We start from the raw sequence: 17,116 nt of genomic DNA, 5'->3' as shown, positions 1-17,116 counted from the left end.
TTCTGGAGTTCTGCATGCTGTTGCCCATTCTTCTGTTGTCCGCCGCTGGTTTCACGGTGCTGACTACGGAATTCATCATCGTCGGCCTGTTGCCGGCCATCGCCCGTGATCTGGACGTCAGCATCCCTCAAGCGGGTTTGCTGGTGACCCTGTTTGCGTTCACCGTGGCCGCGTTCGGGCCGTTCCTGACGGCGTACTTCGCAAGGTTTGAGCGCCGCAAACTGTTCATCAGCGTGCTGATCATGTTCGGCCTGGCCAACACGCTGGCGGCATTGGCGCCGAACATCGGGGTGATGGCCATTGCCCGGTTGATTCCGGCACTGGGGTTGCCGGTGTTCTGGGCGTTGGCCAGTGAAACCGCGGTAGACATCGTCGGGCCGGACTACGCCGGGCGGGCCATTGCCAAGATCGGTTTTGGCATTGTCTGCGCCACGGTGTTCGGCATTCCTGTAGGCACGCTGATCTCCGATGCGTTCGGCTGGCGCAGTGCTTTCGGCATTCTGGCGGTGATCGCGTTTGCCAAGGCGCTGCTGCTGTTTATCTACCTGCCGAAAACCAGTCTGCATCAGCATCAGGTGAGCTTTCGTTCGCAGTTCAAGATCCTGCGCAGCCCACTGATGGTAGGGCACGTGCTGCTGTCGATTCTGGTGTTCAGCGGCATGTTCACCGCTTACACCTACCTGGCAGACATTCTTGAGCGCCTCGCCGGATTCAACGGGACGGTGGTCGGTTGGTGCCTGATGGGGTTCGGCGCGGTCGGCCTGATCGGCAACTCACTGGGTGGCCGCGCGGTGGATCGGCATCCGCTGGTCGCTTCCATGATGTTCTGCGCGTTCATGATCGCCGGCATGGTGGCCCTGGTGCCGAACATTCATTCACCCCTCGGTCTGGCGGCAGCGATGGGGATTTGGGGCGTGACTCAGGCGGCGCTGTTCCTGGTCAGCCACGTGCGTCTGATGAAGGCGGCGCCTGAGGCGCCGGCGTTCGCCGCATCGCTGAACATTGCCGGGGCCAACCTCGGGATCGGTTTGGGCGCGATGGTCGGTGGGCGGGTGATCGACAGTGTTGGTCTGGGCGGCCTGGGTTTCGCGGCAGCCGGTTTTATCCTGGTCTCAATCTTGTTGGCGATGGCGCTGATGACCTTCAAACCCCGCCAAATCTGCGCCTGACGCTTCACAGCTCGGTGAACAGCTGGCGTCGGGCACCTTCGGTAATGGCGACAATGCCGGGGTGCTTGACCTTGCGTTCCACCGAAATGGCATAGAACGATTCGCTCACCGCGTCGGTCTGGCCAATCAATTCCACGCCGCATTGGCGTTTCACTTCGTCGGCAATCACGCTCGGGCCGATGAATATCCCGCTGCCGGATTGACCAAACGCCTGCATCAACGCGCTGTCATCGAACTCGCCGACGATTCGCGGCTGGATCTGCTGTTCTGCAAACCAGCGTTGCAAACGGCTGCGGACCACGGTTTCCGGCCCGGGAATCAGCAGCGGGGCGCCGTGCAGGCTGCGAGGGAAATCCTGGCCATATCGCGCGGCCAGTTCGGTGGTGGCGAAGAAGCTGATGCCGCATTCGCCGAGTTTCTGGCTGTAGCCCTTGATGTCCAGATGCGAAGGCATCGGGCTGTCGGAGATCACCAGATCAAGGCGTTGAATCGCCAGGTCGGCGAGTAAGCGTTCCAGTTTGTCTTCGCGACAGGTGATGCGCAGCGGTTCGCTCAACGCCATAGTGGGCGCGATCAGGCGATAGACGATGGACTTGGGCACCACATCGGCAACGCCCACGCGAAACAGAATCTGTTGCTCATTGGGCTGCGCCCGCAGCATCAACTCCAGTTCGCCACCGAGTTGAAACATCTGCTCGGCATAGGGCAGGGTCTGACGCCCGGCTTCGGTGAGTTCCAGCTGCCGACCGACCCGGCGAAACAACTCGATGCCATAAGTTTGTTCCAACAGGGAAATCTGCCCGCTGATGGTCTGTGGCGTCAGGTTCAGTTGCTCGCAGGCGCGCACGATGCTGCCGGTCTTGGCTACCACCCAGAAATAGTGCAGCTGTCGATAATTCAACATGTTGGTGAAATCCCCCTGTTCACATCATCTGTAGGAGCTGTCGAGTGAAACGAGGCTGCGATCTTTTGTTTTTGACGAGCAAGATCAAAAGATCGCAGCCTCGTTTCACTCGACAGCTCCTACGAGCGCACACACGACATCCGCGTTTTCATCTGGATTCGTAAAAACCGAAGTATAACCGCTGAAAATACGAATTTTCCTGAAGTGTTTGCTTCCTTAGAATGCCTCGCTATCGACGGAAGGCCTTTTCGGCTCTGTCTGTTCTATCGAGGAAAGCATCATGAAGCTTAAAGCCACGGCGCTGCTGATTACGTCTTTACTGCTGTTGGCCGGTTGCGACCAGGCCGAGAAAAGCGCTCAGCAACTGATGAGCAAGGCGGCCGAAACCGCCAAACAGACGATTGACGATACCCACAAAGCCGCCGAACAAGCGTTGAGCGATGCCACTGGCGGCCTGATCAGCAAGAAAGAACAACCGGCCAAAGAGGCGGATAAAACCGAATCTTCGTCCCGGGAAATCTAAACCGTCTACAACGAGTCAGGACTGACCCATGGAATACCTTTTAGAACTTGCTGCAAGCCCCACCGCCTGGGTCGCACTGGCCACGCTGGTGGTGATGGAAATCGTCCTCGGCATCGATAACCTGATCTTCATATCGATCCTCACCAACAAGCTGCCCGTACAGCATCGCCAGAAGGCGCGGCGCATCGGTATCGGCATGGCCTTGATCCTGCGCCTGGGACTGTTGAGCACCATCGCGTTCATCGTCCAGTTGACTGAGCCTGTGATCGAGCTTCTCGGCCACGCGCTCTCCTGGAAGGACATGATCCTGATTGCCGGCGGCCTGTTCCTGTTGTGGAAGGCGACTACCGAGATCCATCACAGCATGGACCCGGCGCCGGATGATCCGACATCGGCCACCTCGACCGTGACCCTGGGCTTTGCTGCTGCGATCGGTCAGATCCTGCTGCTGGACATGGTGTTCTCCATCGACAGCATCATTACCGCTGTCGGCATGACCGAGCATTTGCCGATCATGATCATCGCGGTGGTGGTGTCGGTACTGGTGATGTTGCTGGCGGCTGACCCGCTGGCCAAATTCATCAACGACAACCCGACGGTGGTGATGCTGGCGCTGGGCTTCCTGATCATGATCGGCATGACGCTGATCGCCGAAGGTTTCGGCGCCCACGTACCGAAAGGCTACGTCTACGCGGCCATGGCGTTCTCGGCCATGATCGAAGGCTTGAACATGCTGTCGCGACGGGCCAGGCAGAAGCGCATCGCCGCCGAAGCTTGACCTTCGTTAAATGAAACGGCCGCCTGAACTCCAGGCGGCCGTTTTTTTTGCGCGACTGAAAAAGCGCCAATCAGTGCGCAGTGACGGGGTGTGCAGCCGGCTGATCGGTTTTCGCCACTGGCGCCGATTGAACCGGATGGTGATGGTGCCGGCGGGTAATACGCAAAACTCCCCACAACATGGCGGCGGCCACGGCCAGCCAGCCGGAAATCAACATCACAATGGTCATGGTCAGGCTCATCAGTGCCTCCTCTTTGCCCTGCATCGGGCACTCGCACACGCTTTGCAATTGACAGTCTAGTCGCTGGCATATTTCAGACTATTGACCAAAGGTCACCGGTCATCAACCCATTCGCTCTATCGAATGCATTCAACTGCCGGTTAAGGCTATACCGCTGTCGCACGGCATCCTATGATCGACGGCCAAGCCGGGAGCGCGATTGCCTGGCGTCTGAACAAGAGAGTGATGATGGTGCAGGTATTTTCTCGAATTCGATCGGTGATGCTGGTGATTGGCTGCGTTGCAGGTCTGGCTGGCTGCGCGGGGAGCGTGGCGCCAGAGATCAAGCGTCTGCCCGAGCGTGTCGAACTCAGCGGTACGTTCTACCGAGGGCAAAGTTATCAAAGCGGGCCCCAGGTGCTCGCCAGTCTGTTGTCCCAGCAGGGCATCGTGATCACCCCGGGATTGCTCGACAAACCTCTGAAATTGCCGGGTGCCGAAGCGCAGTTGCAGCAGAACATGCAAAACCTCGCCCGTGAATACGGGATGGTGGTTTATCCCCTGGATAGTCATTTGCCGGCGCTGCTGGCCCAGGTGGCGGCGGGTTACCCGGTGATGGTGCGCTTCACTGAAGGCTCGGCGTTCTGGGCAGAACCCCGATACGCCATTCTCGCCGGTTACAACCGCCAGAAGCAGACAGTGCTGCTTCGCGCCGGGATGGATCGCCGGGTGCTGATGGGGTTCAGCGCCTTTGAATCGGCGTTCGAAAGTGCTGGCGGCTGGGCTGTATTGATCCAGAAGCCGAACCAGATTCCGGCCAACGTCGATCAGCAGCGCTGGCTGAAAGCGGCGAACGATCTGGCCCAGTCAGGTCAGGAGCAGGCAGCCGCCAGGGCGAAGAAAGCCTTGACCACGCAGTAGGCCTCCGTTTGTCATCTGTACGGCACTACTCGGCGTGGTTGGCCTCTTAAATAAAGGGCCCGGATTTCGCCGGGCTTTGACCAGGAGGCGCCCATGGCTCATTCCAACACCCCTGTCGGCCCGCACTCGTCTGAGCATTCGTCCGATAATGAGTTGGGGTTCGACCCCGATTCTCCGGACCTCGCCGATCCTCAGGTCGATCCCATCGGGCCTGCCAAGGCGCCCAGGGATGTAAAGCCGGGTGAGGAGGGCAAGAAGGCACCGGCTAAGCCTTACGATCCACTTGGCGATCTGAAACCCAAGTCCTAGTGAGAGGTGCATATGTCTACCGATTCGAGCTTCGATGACAAACGTCCAGACCCGCCAGACAGTGTTCCAACAACACCCGAACCGAGCCTGGACCCCGTGATGGATCCAGACAGCCCGTTAAGGGATCCTCTAGCCAGGCCTACCGTGGTGCCAACCGAGCATCCGCAAGGCTGGAGAGATCCGAGTGCCGGGGATGGCATTCCGGATGACGATCAAATGCCGTTGCCCAATGATTGATGCAGACGAAAAAAAGCCCCGAATAATCGGGGCTTTCGTTTACAGGCATTGCGGCCTTATTTCGAGGCTTCAATCACGCCGCTTTGGCGATGCTTGAGGTTCTTCTCGGATTTGTATTGCAGCGCTACGGACGGCACGTCGGCGCTCTTGCCGGTTTCGACCCAGCTGCGAATACGGGTGGCATCGGCAAAGTGCGTGTACTTGCCGAAAGCATCGAGAATCACCAGTGCAACCGGACGATTGCCCATGCTGGTGACCAGCACCAGGCAGTGACCGGCCTCGTTGGTGAAACCGGTCTTGGTCAGCTTGATGTCCCAGTTCGACTTATTGATCAAATGGTCGGTGTTGTGGAAACCCAGGCTGTAGTTGGGTTTACGGAACGAGACGGTTTTTTCCTTGGTAGTGCTGAGCTCAGTCAATAACGGGTACTTGTGCGCCGCGATCAGCAGTTTGCTCAGGTCGCGGGCAGTGGACACATTGCGCGGGGAAAGCCCTGTCGGTTCGACAAAGTGGGTGCTGGTCATGCCCAGCGCCTTGGCTTTGGCGTTCATGGCGGCAATGAATGCGACATAACCGCCCGGATAGTGATGGGCCAGGGTCGCGGCGGCACGGTTTTCCGATGACATCAGGGCAATCAGCAGCATCTCTCGGCGCGGCAATTCGCTTTTGAGCTTGACCCGCGAGAACACACCTTTCATTTCCGGGGTATCGCTGATGTTGACGGAAAGGAATTCGTCCATGTTTTGCCGGGCTTCTACTACCACCAGGCCCGTCATCAGTTTGCTGACGGAAGCGATCGGCACCACAACATCCGGATTGTTGGCGTAGATGACTTTGTTGGTTTGCAGATCCATCAGCAATGCGCTGCCGGAAGCGATCTTCAGTTGTGAAGTGTTTCGGGGCGCCTCGGTAGTTTCGGCAGCATTAATCGTTGGCGTGATGAAAGTCCCTGTAAATGCAAAAAACAAGCTCAGGATTGAAAGGCGGATTTTCACGCTGGCGGACTCATGAAGGGTGGATATACCGTTTTTGTAACGGGCTTTTTCTCTAAAAAGCGACGCATTTTAGGAGTATGGCTGAAGAACTGTCGATGGTTGTTCGATGTTCAGGTGAAAGTGATTGGAAACAGGCTTTTCCGGCGGATGGTCGAGCTTTTTCCTTAAGCAAAAAGAACCCCGCGTTTGGCGGGGTTCTTTTATACGGCACCGCGGTGCGGGCGCGGACTCAGCCGTGCAGCGTTTCCGCGGCATACAGCGTGTTTTCCAGCAAGCAAGCGCGGGTCATCGGGCCGACGCCGCCCGGTACCGGGGTAATCCAGCCGGCGCGGGGCAGGGCGGTTTCGTAGATCACGTCACCGACCAGCTTGCCATCTTCCTGTCGGTTGATGCCGACGTCGATCACGATCGCGCCTTCCTTGATCCATTCACCCTTGACCAGGCCCGGCTTGCCAGCGGCAACCACAACCAGATCAGCGCGCCCGACGTGGCCTGCCAGATCCTTGGTGAAACGGTGTGTGACAGTCACGGTGCAACCGGCCAGCAGCAACTCCATCGCCATCGGACGGCCAACAATATTGGAGGCTCCTACAATGACGGCGTCCATTCCGTAAAGATCGGCGCCGGTGCTTTCCAGCAGCGCCATGATGCCTTTGGGCGTGCACGGACGCAGCAGCGGAATGCGCTGGGCCAGACGGCCGACGTTATAAGGGTGGAAGCCGTCGACGTCCTTGTCGGGACGAATGCGTTCCAGCAATTTGGAGGCGTCCAGGTGTTCAGGTAAAGGCAGTTGAAGCAGAACGCCGTCAATCGCCGGGTCGTCGTTCAGTCGATCGATCAGATCGGTCAGTGCTTCTTGAGTGGTTTGGGCAGGCAGGTCATAGGCTTGGGAAAGGAAGCCGACCTCTTCACAGTCTTTACGCTTGTGCGAGACATAAACCTGAGAGGCAGGATCGCTGCCGACCAGGATCACCGCGAGGCCGGGCGTGCGCAGGCCTTGCTGGCGACGCTCGGCGACTCGTTTGGCGATCTGCTGGCGCAGGCTGGCGGCGATCGATTTGCCGTCGATTAGTTGTGCAGTCATTGCGCGTGATTAACCATCGAGAGGGGGAAAAAAGAGGACGCATTCTCGCATGTCGTGAGGTGAGGGCAAAGGCGCTTGGTCTGCAAATTCCCCTAACCCCTTTAATTAAATGAATTTTTTTTAAAAAGGATTTGACGACCTTCGGGTCGCTCTATACTATTCGTCGCACTTGTCGGGCACAGCCTAGCACTGGTTGAGAAGGTTGAGCAGAATCGAAGTTCTGCAAGACTGAAAAGCACTTAGTTTGTAGTCCTTCAAGGTTACAGCTAACAAGGCGCCCGTAGCTCAGCTGGATAGAGCATCCGCCTTCTAAGCGGATGGTCGCAGGTTCGAGTCCTGCCGGGTGCGCCATTAGGCAGCTTTGGCACAAGTAGCGCGATATGGTGGGCGTAGCTCAGTTGGTAGAGCACGGGATTGTGACTCCCGTTGTCGTGGGTTCGATCCCCATCGTCCACCCCATATTTTGAAAGGCGCCAGATTTTACAGTCTGGCGCCTTTGCTTTAACAGCTTCAATCCGCGGATGTGGTGGAATTGGTAGACACACTGGATTTAGGTTCCAGCGCCGCGAGGCGTAAGAGTTCGAGTCTCTTCATCCGCACCAAATAAAGCTTCACTCATGCCGGTTGGCTTGGTTGGGCTCAACAAAGAAGTTGTTTGGCTTCTTTGTCACGCAATATGGTGGGCGTAGCTCAGTTGGTAGAGCACGGGATTGTGACTCCCGTTGTCGTGGGTTCGATCCCCATCGTCCACCCCATATTTCGAAAGGCGCCAGATTTAACAGTCTGGCGCCTTTTTTGTTTCAAAGGTTTGAGTGTTCAGCGGCTGCAGGTTGTGGGTCGCAGGGTAGGTCGCTTCGTCGTATTTATGTTTCTCGATGATGCTCGATTCGCCCGCCGATCCCTTCGCGGGGTTGGCTGTCAGGGATGGATTGCCGATTCCTTCTATATAGGAGGGTTGGTGCAGGGCCCTGGCTGTATTTGCTAACAGGGCGAGGCGCAACCGTTTGTCCCCGCCTATAAATTGCCTGCTGCTTTTTTACCCGTTTTCAGTAGGGTGACTTCTTGAGTTTGACCCACTAGAATGCATGCCCTTGATTCTGGGGTCGGAAACGGCCGGCTAACGTCTGTGCAACGAGGAATATCCATGCAAGTTTCTGTTGAAAATACTTCTGCTCTTGAGCGCCGCATGAGCATCACCGTGCCAGCTGAGCGCATCGAGACTCAGGTCAACAAGCGTCTGCAGCAGACTGCCCAAAAGGCCAAGATCGCTGGCTTCCGTCCAGGCAAAGTGCCAATGAGTGAAATCAAGCGCCGTTTCGGTGCTGATGCACGTCAAGAAGCCGTGGGCGATGTGATCCAGTCTTCTTTCTACGAAGCTGTTGTCGAGCAGAAGCTGAACCCGGCTGGCGCTCCTTCGATCGAACCTAAATCGATGGAAGCTGGCAAAGATCTGGAATACGTCGCAATTTTCGAAGTGTTCCCGGAGTTCACCGTTGCCGGTTTCGAAGGTATCACTGTCGAGCGCCTGAGCGCTGACGTGGCTGATGCCGATCTGGACAAGATGCTGGAAGTCCTGCGCAAGCAGAACACCCGTTTCGAAGTGGCTGATCGCGCCGCCCAGAACGACGACCAGCTGAACATCGATTTCGTTGGCAAGGTCGACGGTGAAGTGTTCGCAGGCGGTTCTGCCAAAGGTACCCAGCTGGTGCTGGGTTCCGGCCGCATGATCCCTGGTTTCGAAGACGGTCTGGTCGGCGCTAAAGCCGGCGAAGAGCGCGTTCTGAACCTGACCTTCCCAGAGGACTATCAGAACCTCGACCTGGCGGGCAAAACCGCTGAGTTCACCGTAACCGTGAACACCGTTTCCGAGCCTAAGCTGCCAGAGCTGACCGAAGAATTCTTCGCTCAATTCGGCATCAAGGAAACCGGTCTGGAAGGTTTCCGCGCCGAAGTTCGCAAGAACATGGAGCGTGAACTGCGTCAGGCGATCAAATCCAAGGTCAAGAATCAGGTTATGGACGGTCTGCTGGCCACCAACCCGATCGAAGTGCCAAAGGCCCTGCTGTCCAACGAAGTCGACCGTCTGCGCGTGCAGGCTGTTCAGCAGTTCGGCGGCAACATCAAGCCTGACCAACTGCCGGCCGAGCTGTTCGAAGAGCAAGCCAAGCGTCGCGTTGTACTGGGTCTGATCGTGGCTGAAGTGGTCAAGCAATTCGACCTCAAGCCTGACGAAGCCCGCGTTCGCGAGATGATTCAGGAAATGGCTTCGGCTTATCAGGAGCCTGAGCAGGTTGTGTCCTGGTACTACAAGAACGACCAGCAACTGAACGAAGTTCGTTCGGTTGTGCTGGAAGAACAAGTTGTGGATACTGTTCTGCAGAAAGCTAGCGTGACCGACAAATCGGTCTCTTACGAAGAAGCAGTCAAGCCGGTAGAAGCTCCACAAGCCGACTGATTGTTTTTGCGGTAAGAAGCACACACCATAAGCCAGCCTTCGTGCTGGCTTATGCGTATTCAAGACATAACTATTTGGGAGTGACTGCAGAGCATGTTCCGTAATTCGTATATTCAGCAGAACTCTGATATCCAGGCCGCAGGCGGCCTGGTCCCGATGGTTGTCGAGCAGTCTGCTCGTGGCGAACGCGCCTATGACATCTACTCGCGCCTTCTCAAGGAGCGAGTGATCTTTCTGGTTGGTCCGGTAGAGGACTACATGGCCAACCTGATCTGTGCGCAACTGCTGTTCCTTGAAGCGGAAAACCCGGACAAGGACATCCATCTCTATATCAACTCGCCGGGTGGTTCGGTGACTGCGGGCATGTCGATCTACGACACCATGCAGTTCATCAAGCCAAACGTGTCGACCACCTGTATCGGTCAAGCGTGCAGCATGGGTGCGTTTCTACTGACCGCCGGTGCCCAAGGCAAGCGTTACTGCCTGCCGAACTCGCGTGTGATGATTCACCAGCCACTGGGCGGTTTCCAGGGCCAGGCCTCGGATATCGAAATCCATGCCAAGGAAATCCTCTTCATTCGTGAGCGTCTCAACACGCTGATGGCCAAGCATAGCGGGCGCACTCTTGAAGAAATCGAGCGCGATACCAACCGCGATAACTTCATGAGTGCAGAAGCAGCGCGTGAATACGGGTTGATCGATGAAGTGATCAACCAGCGCCCCGCTTAAAATAAGCAGCTCAAAATAAGGTGGGTCGGCGGGTCCGATCACCAGCGGGCTTGAAAAAGCCCGCAATAGCCTTCATCTTGTGTTGCAAGCCTATCGGATTTGGATCGAACGAATGACTGACACCCGCAACGGCGAGGACAACGGCAAGCTGCTCTATTGCTCCTTCTGTGGCAAAAGCCAGCATGAAGTACGCAAATTGATTGCCGGCCCCTCGGTCTTTATCTGCGACGAGTGCGTCGACCTGTGCAATGACATCATCCGTGAGGAGGTGCAGGAAGCCCAGGCCGAAAGCAGCGCGCATAAATTGCCTTCGCCTAAAGAAATCAGCGGCATCCTTGATCAGTACGTGATTGGTCAGGAGCGTGCGAAAAAGGTTTTGGCCGTAGCGGTGTACAACCACTACAAGCGCCTGAACCAGCGTGACAAAAAGAATGACGACGTCGAGCTCGGCAAGAGCAACATCTTGCTGATCGGCCCGACAGGCTCGGGTAAAACCCTGCTTGCCGAAACGCTGGCCCGTTTGCTGAACGTTCCGTTCACCATTGCCGACGCAACCACCCTCACCGAGGCGGGTTATGTCGGTGAAGATGTCGAGAACATCATTCAGAAGCTGCTGCAGAAGTGCGATTACGACGTAGAAAAGGCCCAGATGGGCATTGTCTACATCGATGAGATCGACAAAATCTCGCGCAAGTCTGACAACCCGTCGATCACCCGGGACGTTTCCGGTGAAGGCGTGCAGCAGGCCCTGCTCAAGTTGATCGAAGGCACGGTCGCTTCCGTTCCACCTCAAGGTGGTCGCAAGCATCCGCAGCAGGAATTCCTTCAGGTCGACACCCGTAACATCCTGTTCATCTGCGGTGGTGCGTTCTCCGGTCTGGAAAAGGTTATTCAAAACCGTTCCACCAAGGGCGGCATCGGTTTCAACGCGGAAGTTCGCAGCAAGGAAGAAGGCAAGAAAGTCGGTGAGTCCCTGCGTGAAGTCGAACCTGACGATTTGGTCAAGTTCGGTCTGATCCCCGAGTTCGTCGGTCGTCTGCCAGTACTTGCCACGCTGGACGAGCTCGATGAGGCTGCGTTGATGCAGATTCTCACCGAGCCGAAAAATGCCCTGACCAAGCAGTATGCCAAGCTGTTCGAGATGGAAGGCGTAGACCTGGAATTCCGTTCCGACGCGCTGAAATCGGTTGCCAAACGTGCCCTGGAACGCAAAACCGGTGCCCGTGGACTGCGTTCGATTCTCGAAGGTGTATTGCTCGACACTATGTATGAAATCCCCTCGCAGTCCGAGGTGAGTAAAGTAGTGATCGATGAAAGCGTAATAGAAGGCAAGTCCAAGCCATTGTATATCTATGAAAACAATGAGCCGACCGCCAAGGCAGCGCCAGACGCCTGAGGCGTCACACTGCTGGAATAAAGAAGGGGCCTTCGGGCCCCTTTGCTATTGTGGGAGCTGGCTTGTCGGATCGCCGCCCGCTGCGAAGGCGGCATGACAGTCGCCCTGATTTTTTGGATGTATCTGGACCCACGCAGGCGCTACCGTAAGCGGCGATCTTTAAAGTGGTTCTTTTATCCGCTTGTTTTTTTTGAAAGCAGCCCCCATCTTGGTTTCAAGCTTACATCCATCTGTTTACGGCCTTATGGCCGCCGTAGAGGCGAAATCATGAAGACAACCATCGAATTGCCTCTCTTGCCATTGCGTGATGTCGTGGTTTATCCGCACATGGTTATCCCGCTGTTCGTGGGGCGCGAGAAATCCATCGAAGCCCTCGAGGCTGCGATGACGGGTGACAAGCAGATCCTTCTGCTGGCTCAGCGGAATCCTGCTGACGATGATCCCGGTGAAGATGCACTTTATCGCGTAGGCACCATCGCTACCGTTCTGCAGCTGCTCAAGCTGCCTGACGGCACGGTCAAGGTTCTTGTCGAAGGCGAGCAGCGGGGCGCCGTGGAGCGCTTCAGCGAAGTCGACGGCCACTGCCGCGCCGAAGTCTCGCTGATCGAAGAAGCCGACGCGCCTGAGCGCGAATCGGAAGTATTTGTCCGCAGCCTGCTGGCTCAGTTCGAACAATATGTGCAGCTGGGCAAGAAAGTGCCCGCTGAAGTCCTGTCGTCGCTCAACAGCATCGACGAGCCAGGCCGCTTGGTTGACACCATGGCCGCGCACATGGCCCTGAAGATCGAGCAGAAGCAGGAAATCCTCGAAATCATCGATTTGTCGGCCCGGGTCGAGCACGTTCTGGCGTTGCTGGATGCGGAGATCGACCTGCTGCAAGTCGAAAAACGCATTCGCGGTCGCGTCAAAAAGCAAATGGAGCGCAGCCAGCGCGAGTACTACCTGAATGAGCAGATGAAGGCCATTCAGAAAGAGCTGGGCGACAGCGATGAAGGCCACAATGAAATCGAAGAGCTGAAAAAGCGCATCGATGCCGCCGGCCTGCCGAAAGACGCGTTGGCCAAGGCTCAGGCCGAACTGAACAAACTCAAGCAAATGTCGCCAATGTCCGCGGAAGCGACAGTGGTGCGTTCGTACATCGACTGGTTGGTTCAAGTGCCGTGGAAGGCTCAAAGCAAGGTGCGTCTGGACCTTGCCCGTGCCGAAGACATTCTCGACGCCGACCACTATGGTCTGGAAGAAGTCAAAGAGCGGATCCTCGAATACCTTGCCGTGCAGAAGCGCGTGAAGAAGATTCGCGGTCCGGTGCTGTGCCTGGTCGGTCCTCCGGGGGTGGGTAAAACCTCGCTGGCGGAGTCGATTGCCCACGCCACCAACCGCAAATTCGTCCGTATGGCCCTCGGTGGCGTGCGCGATGAGGCGGAAATTCGTGGTCACCGCCGGACTTATATCGGTTCGATGCCAGGAAGATTGATTCAAAAGATGACAAAGGTGGGCGTCCGCAACCCGCTGTTCCTGCTCGATGAAATCGACAAAATGGGCAGCGACATGCGTGGCGATCCGGCGTCGGCGTTGCTGGAAGTGCTCGATCCCGAGCAGAACCACAACTTCAACGATCACTATCTGGAAGTCGACTACGACCTGTCCGATGTGATGTTCCTGTGCACCTCCAACTCCATGAACATTCCGCCGGCGCTGCTGGACCGGATGGAAGTGATTCGTCTGCCGGGTTACACCGAAGACGAGAAGATCAACATCGCCGTCAAATACCTTTCGCCCAAGCAGATTCAGGCCAACGGCTTGAAGAAAGGCGAGCTGGAATTCGACGCCGAAGCGATCCGCGACATCATCCGCTACTACACCCGCGAAGCCGGTGTACGTGGGCTGGAGCGCCAGATTGCCAAGGTTTGCCGCAAGGCGGTCAAAGAGCATGCGATGGAAAAACGCTTCTCGGTGAAGGTCACTGCCGACATGCTTGAGCACTTCCTGGGCGTGCGTAAATTCCGCTACGGTCTGGCTGAGTCGCAGGATCAGATCGGTCAGGTAACGGGCTTGGCGTGGACTCAAGTGGGCGGCGAATTGCTGACCATCGAGGCTGCGGTGGTACCGGGCAAAGGCCAGTTGATCAAGACCGGTTCTCTGGGTGACGTAATGGTCGAATCGATCACTGCGGCCCTGACCGTTGTCCGCAGTCGGGCGAAGAGCCTGGGGATCCCTCTGGACTTCCACGAGAAGCGCGACACGCATATCCACATGCCTGAAGGGGCAACGCCGAAGGACGGCCCTAGTGCCGGTGTAGGCATGTGCACGGCCCTGGTTTCGGCATTGACCGGGATTCCTGTGCGCGCGGACGTCGCCATGACCGGCGAAATCACCCTGCGTGGTCAGGTGCTGGCGATCGGCGGTTTGAAAGAAAAACTGCTGGCGGCTCACCGTGGTGGAATCAAGACGGTGATCATTCCTGAAGAGAACGTACGCGATCTGAAGGAAATTCCTGACAATATCAAGCAAGATCTACAGATTAAACCAGTTAAATGGATTGACGAGGTCCTGCAAATTGCGCTGCAATACGCGCCGGAGCCCTTGCCGGATGTGGCTCCGGAGATAGTTGCAAAGGATGAAAAACGCGAGTCTGACTCTAAGGAAAGAATTAGCACGCATTAGTACGCATTTGACTGGGGGGCTTCCTTGACAGTTTTTTAGAGCCCTTGTTATAAAGCGGCTCTTAAGTGTCTGTAGGCCATTCAGCACTCGTTTTTTTGCTTTCACCAAAAAACTTAGAATCAAACTCAAATAGATATAAGGGGACTTAGAGTGAACAAGTCGGAACTGATTGATGCTATCGCTGCATCCGCTGATATCCCGAAAGCTGCTGCTGGCCGTGCGCTGGACGCTGTAATCGAATCCGTCACTGGCGCTCTCAAGGCTGGCGACTCTGTTGTTCTGGTTGGTTTCGGTACCTTCTCCGTGACCGATCGTCCAGCTCGCATCGGTCGTAACCCACAGACCGGTAAGACGCTGGAAATCGCCGCAGCCAAAAAACCAGGTTTCAAAGCCGGTAAAGCACTGAAAGAAGCTGTCAACTAAGTTCGATTCAGGTTTTTGCCTATCCGGGTCGGGGTCATGCCTGACTTGGCAGCGGAGCGGTAGTTCAGTCGGTTAGAATACCGGCCTGTCACGCCGGGGGTCGCGGGTTCGAGTCCCGTCCGCTCCGCCAGTTACGAGAAGGCGCATCCTCGGATGCGCCTTTCTTCTATCCGGATTCTACCCACGCTCCACGGTTGCCTAATTTTGAAGTTCAACCGTTTCTGGGGGACGCATGCTGCAGAATATCAGGGACAATTCACAAGGCTGGATTGCCAAGACCATCATCGGGGTCATCGTTGCACTGATGGCTTTGACCGGTTTCGACGCCATTTTTCGGGCCACGAAGCACACCAATGAGGCGGCCAAGGTCAATGGCGAAGAAATCAGCCAGAACGAGCTGAGCCAGGCGGTCGATATGCAACGCCGTCAACTCATGCAACAACTGGGCAAGGATTTCGATGCTTCCTTGCTCGACGAAAAAATGCTGCGCGAATCGGCCCTCAAAGGCCTGATCGATCGCAAACTGCTGCTGCAAGGCGCAGAAAAGTCGAAATTCGCTTTCTCCGAAGCTGCTTTGGATCAGGTGATCCTGCAAACCCCTGAATTCCAGGTGGATGGCAAGTTCAGCTCCGAGCGTTTCGACCAGGTGATTCGTCAACTCGGCTACAGCCGTCTGCAATTCCGCCAGATGCTGGCTCAGGAAATGCTGATCGGTCAGCTGCGCGCTGGCTTGGCCGGTAGCGGTTTCGTCACCGATGCTCAGGTTCTGGCCTTCGCCCGTCTGGAAAAACAGACCCGCGATGTCGCTACCCTGAACGTCAAGGCAGATCCTGCGGCGGTGAAGCTGACTGACGATGAGGTCAAGGCCTACTATGACGAACACGCCAAGGAGTTCATGACGCCGGATCAGGTGGTCATCGACTACCTCGAATTGAAGAAGGCCTCCTTCTTTGATCAGGTCAGCGTCAAGGATGAAGACCTGCAAGCGGCGTATCAGAAAGAAACCGCGAACCTGTCCGAGCAACGCCGGGCGGCGCACATTCTGATTGAAGTGAACGATAAGGTGACCGAGGCGCAAGCCAAGGCCAAGATCGAAGACGTGCAGGCGCGTCTGGCCAAGGGCGAGAAATTCGAGGCGCTGGCCAAGGAATTCTCCCAGGACCCAGGTTCGGCGAACAACGGCGGTGACCTCGGTTATGCAGGCCCGGGCGTCTACGATCCAGCGTTTGAAAAAGCTTTGTATTCGTTGGCCAAGGATCAGGTCTCGGAGCCGGTTCGCACTGACTTCGGTTTCCACCTGATCAAGCTGTTGGGCGTTGAAGCCCCCGAAGTTCCGACGTTTGCCAGTCTGAAAGACAAGTTGACCCGCGAGCTGAAAACCCAGCAGGTCGAGCAGCGTTTCGTCGAGGCGACCAAGCAACTGGAAGACTCGTCGTTCGAAGCCTCCGATCTGGCCCAGCCGGCGCAAGACCTGAAGCTGACTGTTCACACGTCCGCGCCGTTTGGCCGTGAAGGTGGCGAAGGTGTCGCGGCCAACCGTGCCGTAGTCACTGCTGCGTTCAGTCCTGAAGTGCTGGATGAGGGTGCCAACAGCACCGCGATCGAGCTGGACCCGGAAACCGTGATCGTGCTGCGCGCCAAGGAGCACCGCAAGCCTGAGCAACTGCCGCTGGAAAGTGTGTCTGCCAGCATCCGTGGGCAATTGACCAAGGAGCACGCCAGTGCTGCGGCCAAGACCAAGGCTGATCAACTGATCGCCAGCCTGCGCGATGGCAAGACGCCATTGGACAAGGCGATTGACGGCCAGAACTGGAAGGTTACCGGAGCCGCAACTCGCGCTCAGGAAGGGATCGACCCTACCGTGCTGCAAGCGCTGTTCCGTATGCCCAAGCCAGTATCCAAAGACAAGCCGACCTTCAGCAACGTGACCCTGGCCGATGGTAGCCTGGTGATCGTGCGTCTGAACGGCGTGAACGAAGCCGCTGCGCCGACCGAAGAAGAGAAGGCTCAATACCGTCGCTTCCTCGCCTCGCGCATTGGTCAGCAAGACTTTGCGGCCTACCGCAAACAGTTGGAAAGCGAGGCTGAGATCAAGCGTTTCTGATGCCTGACTGAGTTTTCCTGCAATATAAAAACCCCGACCAGACGGCCGGGGTTTTTTTATGGGCGGCAATCTTTTGACCGTTCCGCCCGAACGGGACTTTTTCCTGTGAAAGACAGTCGGTAGACTTGTATCTGTTTTAAGACACTAAACGGTACGCCGCTAGGCAGCGATCTGTTGCACAATACGCCCCGAACCGTTTTTCTCA

17 protein-coding genes and 5 tRNA genes are annotated in these 17,116 nt (G+C 56.6%); 17 read left to right on the top strand and 5 right to left on the bottom strand.

Annotated features, from left to right (window positions below; all coding sequences use genetic code 11):
- The first annotated feature begins 14 nt into the window (after positions 1 to 14).
- Complete coding sequence (locus KGB14_RS18110) at positions 15 to 1,169, top strand: MFS transporter (RefSeq protein WP_223488108.1); 1,155 nt, start codon at positions 15 to 17, stop codon at positions 1,167 to 1,169.
- Between the two features lie 4 nt (positions 1,170 to 1,173).
- Here the strand turns inward: KGB14_RS18110 and nhaR are convergent, their stop codons facing one another.
- Entirely contained in the window at positions 1,174 to 2,073 is a 900-nt protein-coding gene (nhaR, locus tag KGB14_RS18105) for a transcriptional activator NhaR (RefSeq protein ID WP_223488107.1), read from the bottom strand.
- 280 nt (positions 2,074 to 2,353) lie between these two features.
- On the opposite strand from nhaR, the gene KGB14_RS18100 reads away from it, so the two are divergent.
- Together KGB14_RS18100 and KGB14_RS18095 are read left to right on the top strand one after the other, a co-directional pair.
- A complete protein-coding gene (locus KGB14_RS18100; protein ID WP_223488106.1) occupies positions 2,354 to 2,596 on the top strand; it encodes a hypothetical protein in 243 nt (80 codons plus the stop codon).
- A 28-nt stretch (positions 2,597 to 2,624) separates the two neighbouring features.
- Complete coding sequence (locus KGB14_RS18095; protein WP_223488105.1) at positions 2,625 to 3,374, top strand: TerC family protein; 750 nt, start codon at positions 2,625 to 2,627, stop codon at positions 3,372 to 3,374.
- A 70-nt stretch (positions 3,375 to 3,444) separates the two neighbouring features.
- Here KGB14_RS18095 and KGB14_RS18090 read toward each other — a convergent pair whose 3' ends face one another.
- The gene (locus KGB14_RS18090) at positions 3,445 to 3,615 is read right to left on the bottom strand and encodes a hypothetical protein (RefSeq protein WP_223488104.1); all 171 of its coding nucleotides are present in this window, start codon (positions 3,613 to 3,615) and stop codon (positions 3,445 to 3,447) included.
- Positions 3,616 to 3,786: 171 nt separating this feature from the next.
- Here KGB14_RS18090 and KGB14_RS18085 point away from each other — a divergent pair, with 171 nt between their 5' ends.
- The 3 genes from KGB14_RS18085 (at position 3,787) to KGB14_RS18075 (ending at position 5,061) form a co-directional block, all read left to right on the top strand.
- Positions 3,787 to 4,515 carry a peptidase C39 family protein gene (locus KGB14_RS18085; RefSeq protein WP_223488103.1) on the top strand — a complete coding sequence of 243 codons (729 nt, stop codon included), beginning with the start codon at positions 3,787 to 3,789 and terminating at the stop codon, positions 4,513 to 4,515.
- A 93-nt stretch (positions 4,516 to 4,608) separates the two neighbouring features.
- On the top strand, positions 4,609 to 4,824 hold the full coding sequence (locus KGB14_RS18080; RefSeq protein WP_223488102.1) for a DUF6021 family protein: 216 nt from the start codon (positions 4,609 to 4,611) through the stop codon (positions 4,822 to 4,824).
- A gap of 12 nt (positions 4,825 to 4,836) precedes the next feature.
- Complete coding sequence (locus KGB14_RS18075) at positions 4,837 to 5,061, top strand: hypothetical protein (protein ID WP_223488101.1); 225 nt, start codon at positions 4,837 to 4,839, stop codon at positions 5,059 to 5,061.
- 56 nt (positions 5,062 to 5,117) lie between these two features.
- On the opposite strand, the gene pbpG is transcribed toward KGB14_RS18075, so the two are convergent.
- Together pbpG and folD are read right to left on the bottom strand one after the other, a co-directional pair.
- Positions 5,118 to 6,056 (bottom strand): D-alanyl-D-alanine endopeptidase, encoded by a 939-nt coding sequence (pbpG, locus tag KGB14_RS18070; RefSeq protein WP_223488100.1) that lies wholly within the window; start codon positions 6,054 to 6,056, stop codon positions 5,118 to 5,120.
- Between the two features lie 229 nt (positions 6,057 to 6,285).
- Positions 6,286 to 7,140, bottom strand: coding sequence for a bifunctional methylenetetrahydrofolate dehydrogenase/methenyltetrahydrofolate cyclohydrolase FolD (gene folD, locus KGB14_RS18065; RefSeq protein WP_223488099.1), 855 nt, complete (start codon positions 7,138 to 7,140; stop codon positions 6,286 to 6,288).
- Between the two features lie 274 nt (positions 7,141 to 7,414).
- On the opposite strand from folD, the gene KGB14_RS18060 reads away from it, so the two are divergent.
- The 4 genes from KGB14_RS18060 to KGB14_RS18045 all read left to right on the top strand — a co-directional run bounded on the left by KGB14_RS18060 (position 7,415) and on the right by KGB14_RS18045 (position 7,895).
- Positions 7,415 to 7,491: transfer RNA gene (locus KGB14_RS18060), tRNA-Arg, on the top strand.
- 32 nt (positions 7,492 to 7,523) lie between these two features.
- A tRNA-His gene (locus KGB14_RS18055) sits at positions 7,524 to 7,599 on the top strand.
- 58 nt (positions 7,600 to 7,657) lie between these two features.
- A tRNA-Leu gene (locus KGB14_RS18050) sits at positions 7,658 to 7,742 on the top strand.
- Between the two features lie 77 nt (positions 7,743 to 7,819).
- A tRNA-His gene (locus tag KGB14_RS18045) sits at positions 7,820 to 7,895 on the top strand.
- A 20-nt stretch (positions 7,896 to 7,915) separates the two neighbouring features.
- Here the strand turns inward: KGB14_RS18045 and KGB14_RS18040 are convergent.
- A complete protein-coding gene (locus KGB14_RS18040; protein ID WP_223488098.1) occupies positions 7,916 to 8,140 on the bottom strand; it encodes a hypothetical protein in 225 nt (74 codons plus the stop codon).
- Positions 8,141 to 8,284: 144 nt separating this feature from the next.
- On the opposite strand from KGB14_RS18040, the gene tig reads away from it, so the two are divergent.
- The 7 genes from tig to KGB14_RS18005 all read left to right on the top strand — a co-directional run bounded on the left by tig (position 8,285) and on the right by KGB14_RS18005 (position 16,911).
- The gene (gene tig / locus KGB14_RS18035) at positions 8,285 to 9,595 is read left to right on the top strand and encodes a trigger factor (protein WP_223488097.1); all 1,311 of its coding nucleotides are present in this window, start codon (positions 8,285 to 8,287) and stop codon (positions 9,593 to 9,595) included.
- Positions 9,596 to 9,688: 93 nt separating this feature from the next.
- On the top strand, positions 9,689 to 10,324 hold the full coding sequence (gene clpP, locus KGB14_RS18030) for an ATP-dependent Clp endopeptidase proteolytic subunit ClpP (protein ID WP_007901795.1): 636 nt from the start codon (positions 9,689 to 9,691) through the stop codon (positions 10,322 to 10,324).
- 112 nt (positions 10,325 to 10,436) lie between these two features.
- A complete protein-coding gene (gene clpX, locus KGB14_RS18025) occupies positions 10,437 to 11,720 on the top strand; it encodes an ATP-dependent Clp protease ATP-binding subunit ClpX (protein WP_223488096.1) in 1,284 nt (427 codons plus the stop codon).
- A gap of 267 nt (positions 11,721 to 11,987) precedes the next feature.
- Positions 11,988 to 14,384: an endopeptidase La gene (gene lon, locus KGB14_RS18020; protein WP_223488095.1), complete on the top strand. Its 2,397-nt coding sequence runs from the start codon at positions 11,988 to 11,990 to the stop codon at positions 14,382 to 14,384.
- A 150-nt stretch (positions 14,385 to 14,534) separates the two neighbouring features.
- Positions 14,535 to 14,807, top strand: a complete 273-nt coding sequence (locus KGB14_RS18015; protein ID WP_002552737.1) for an HU family DNA-binding protein — start codon at positions 14,535 to 14,537, stop codon at positions 14,805 to 14,807.
- A 53-nt stretch (positions 14,808 to 14,860) separates the two neighbouring features.
- A tRNA-Asp gene (locus tag KGB14_RS18010) sits at positions 14,861 to 14,937 on the top strand.
- Positions 14,938 to 15,039: 102 nt separating this feature from the next.
- Positions 15,040 to 16,911, top strand: coding sequence for a SurA N-terminal domain-containing protein (locus tag KGB14_RS18005; RefSeq protein WP_223488094.1), 1,872 nt, complete (start codon positions 15,040 to 15,042; stop codon positions 16,909 to 16,911).
- The last annotated feature ends 205 nt before the right edge of the window (positions 16,912 to 17,116 follow it).

The sequence above is a fragment of the Pseudomonas sp. A-RE-19 genome (assembly GCF_019956555.1).
GTDB lineage: Bacteria > Pseudomonadota > Gammaproteobacteria > Pseudomonadales > Pseudomonadaceae > Aquipseudomonas.
Note: the sequence above shows the minus strand (reverse complement) of the source record. Positions and strands in the feature narration are given on the sequence as shown.

Excerpts from the sequence above, each read along its gene's own strand:
- KGB14_RS18090 (WP_223488104.1), bottom strand. The coding sequence starts at position 3,615 with ATGAGCCTGACCATGACCATTGTGATGTTGATTTCCGGCTGGCTGGCC.
- tig (WP_223488097.1), top strand. The coding sequence starts at position 8,285 with ATGCAAGTTTCTGTTGAAAATACTTCTGCTCTTGAGCGCCGCATGAGC.
- nhaR (WP_223488107.1), bottom strand. The coding sequence starts at position 2,073 with ATGTTGAATTATCGACAGCTGCACTATTTCTGGGTGGTAGCCAAGACC.
- KGB14_RS18080 (WP_223488102.1), top strand. The coding sequence starts at position 4,609 with ATGGCTCATTCCAACACCCCTGTCGGCCCGCACTCGTCTGAGCATTCG.
- lon (WP_223488095.1), top strand. The coding sequence starts at position 11,988 with ATGAAGACAACCATCGAATTGCCTCTCTTGCCATTGCGTGATGTCGTG.
- KGB14_RS18110 (WP_223488108.1), top strand. The coding sequence starts at position 15 with ATGCTGTTGCCCATTCTTCTGTTGTCCGCCGCTGGTTTCACGGTGCTG.
- KGB14_RS18005 (WP_223488094.1), top strand. The coding sequence starts at position 15,040 with ATGCTGCAGAATATCAGGGACAATTCACAAGGCTGGATTGCCAAGACC.
- KGB14_RS18100 (WP_223488106.1), top strand. The coding sequence starts at position 2,354 with ATGAAGCTTAAAGCCACGGCGCTGCTGATTACGTCTTTACTGCTGTTG.
- KGB14_RS18075 (WP_223488101.1), top strand. The coding sequence starts at position 4,837 with ATGTCTACCGATTCGAGCTTCGATGACAAACGTCCAGACCCGCCAGAC.
- KGB14_RS18085 (WP_223488103.1), top strand. The coding sequence starts at position 3,787 with ATGATCGACGGCCAAGCCGGGAGCGCGATTGCCTGGCGTCTGAACAAG.
- clpP (WP_007901795.1), top strand. The coding sequence starts at position 9,689 with ATGTTCCGTAATTCGTATATTCAGCAGAACTCTGATATCCAGGCCGCA.
- KGB14_RS18095 (WP_223488105.1), top strand. The coding sequence starts at position 2,625 with ATGGAATACCTTTTAGAACTTGCTGCAAGCCCCACCGCCTGGGTCGCA.
- clpX (WP_223488096.1), top strand. The coding sequence starts at position 10,437 with ATGACTGACACCCGCAACGGCGAGGACAACGGCAAGCTGCTCTATTGC.
- folD (WP_223488099.1), bottom strand. The coding sequence starts at position 7,140 with ATGACTGCACAACTAATCGACGGCAAATCGATCGCCGCCAGCCTGCGC.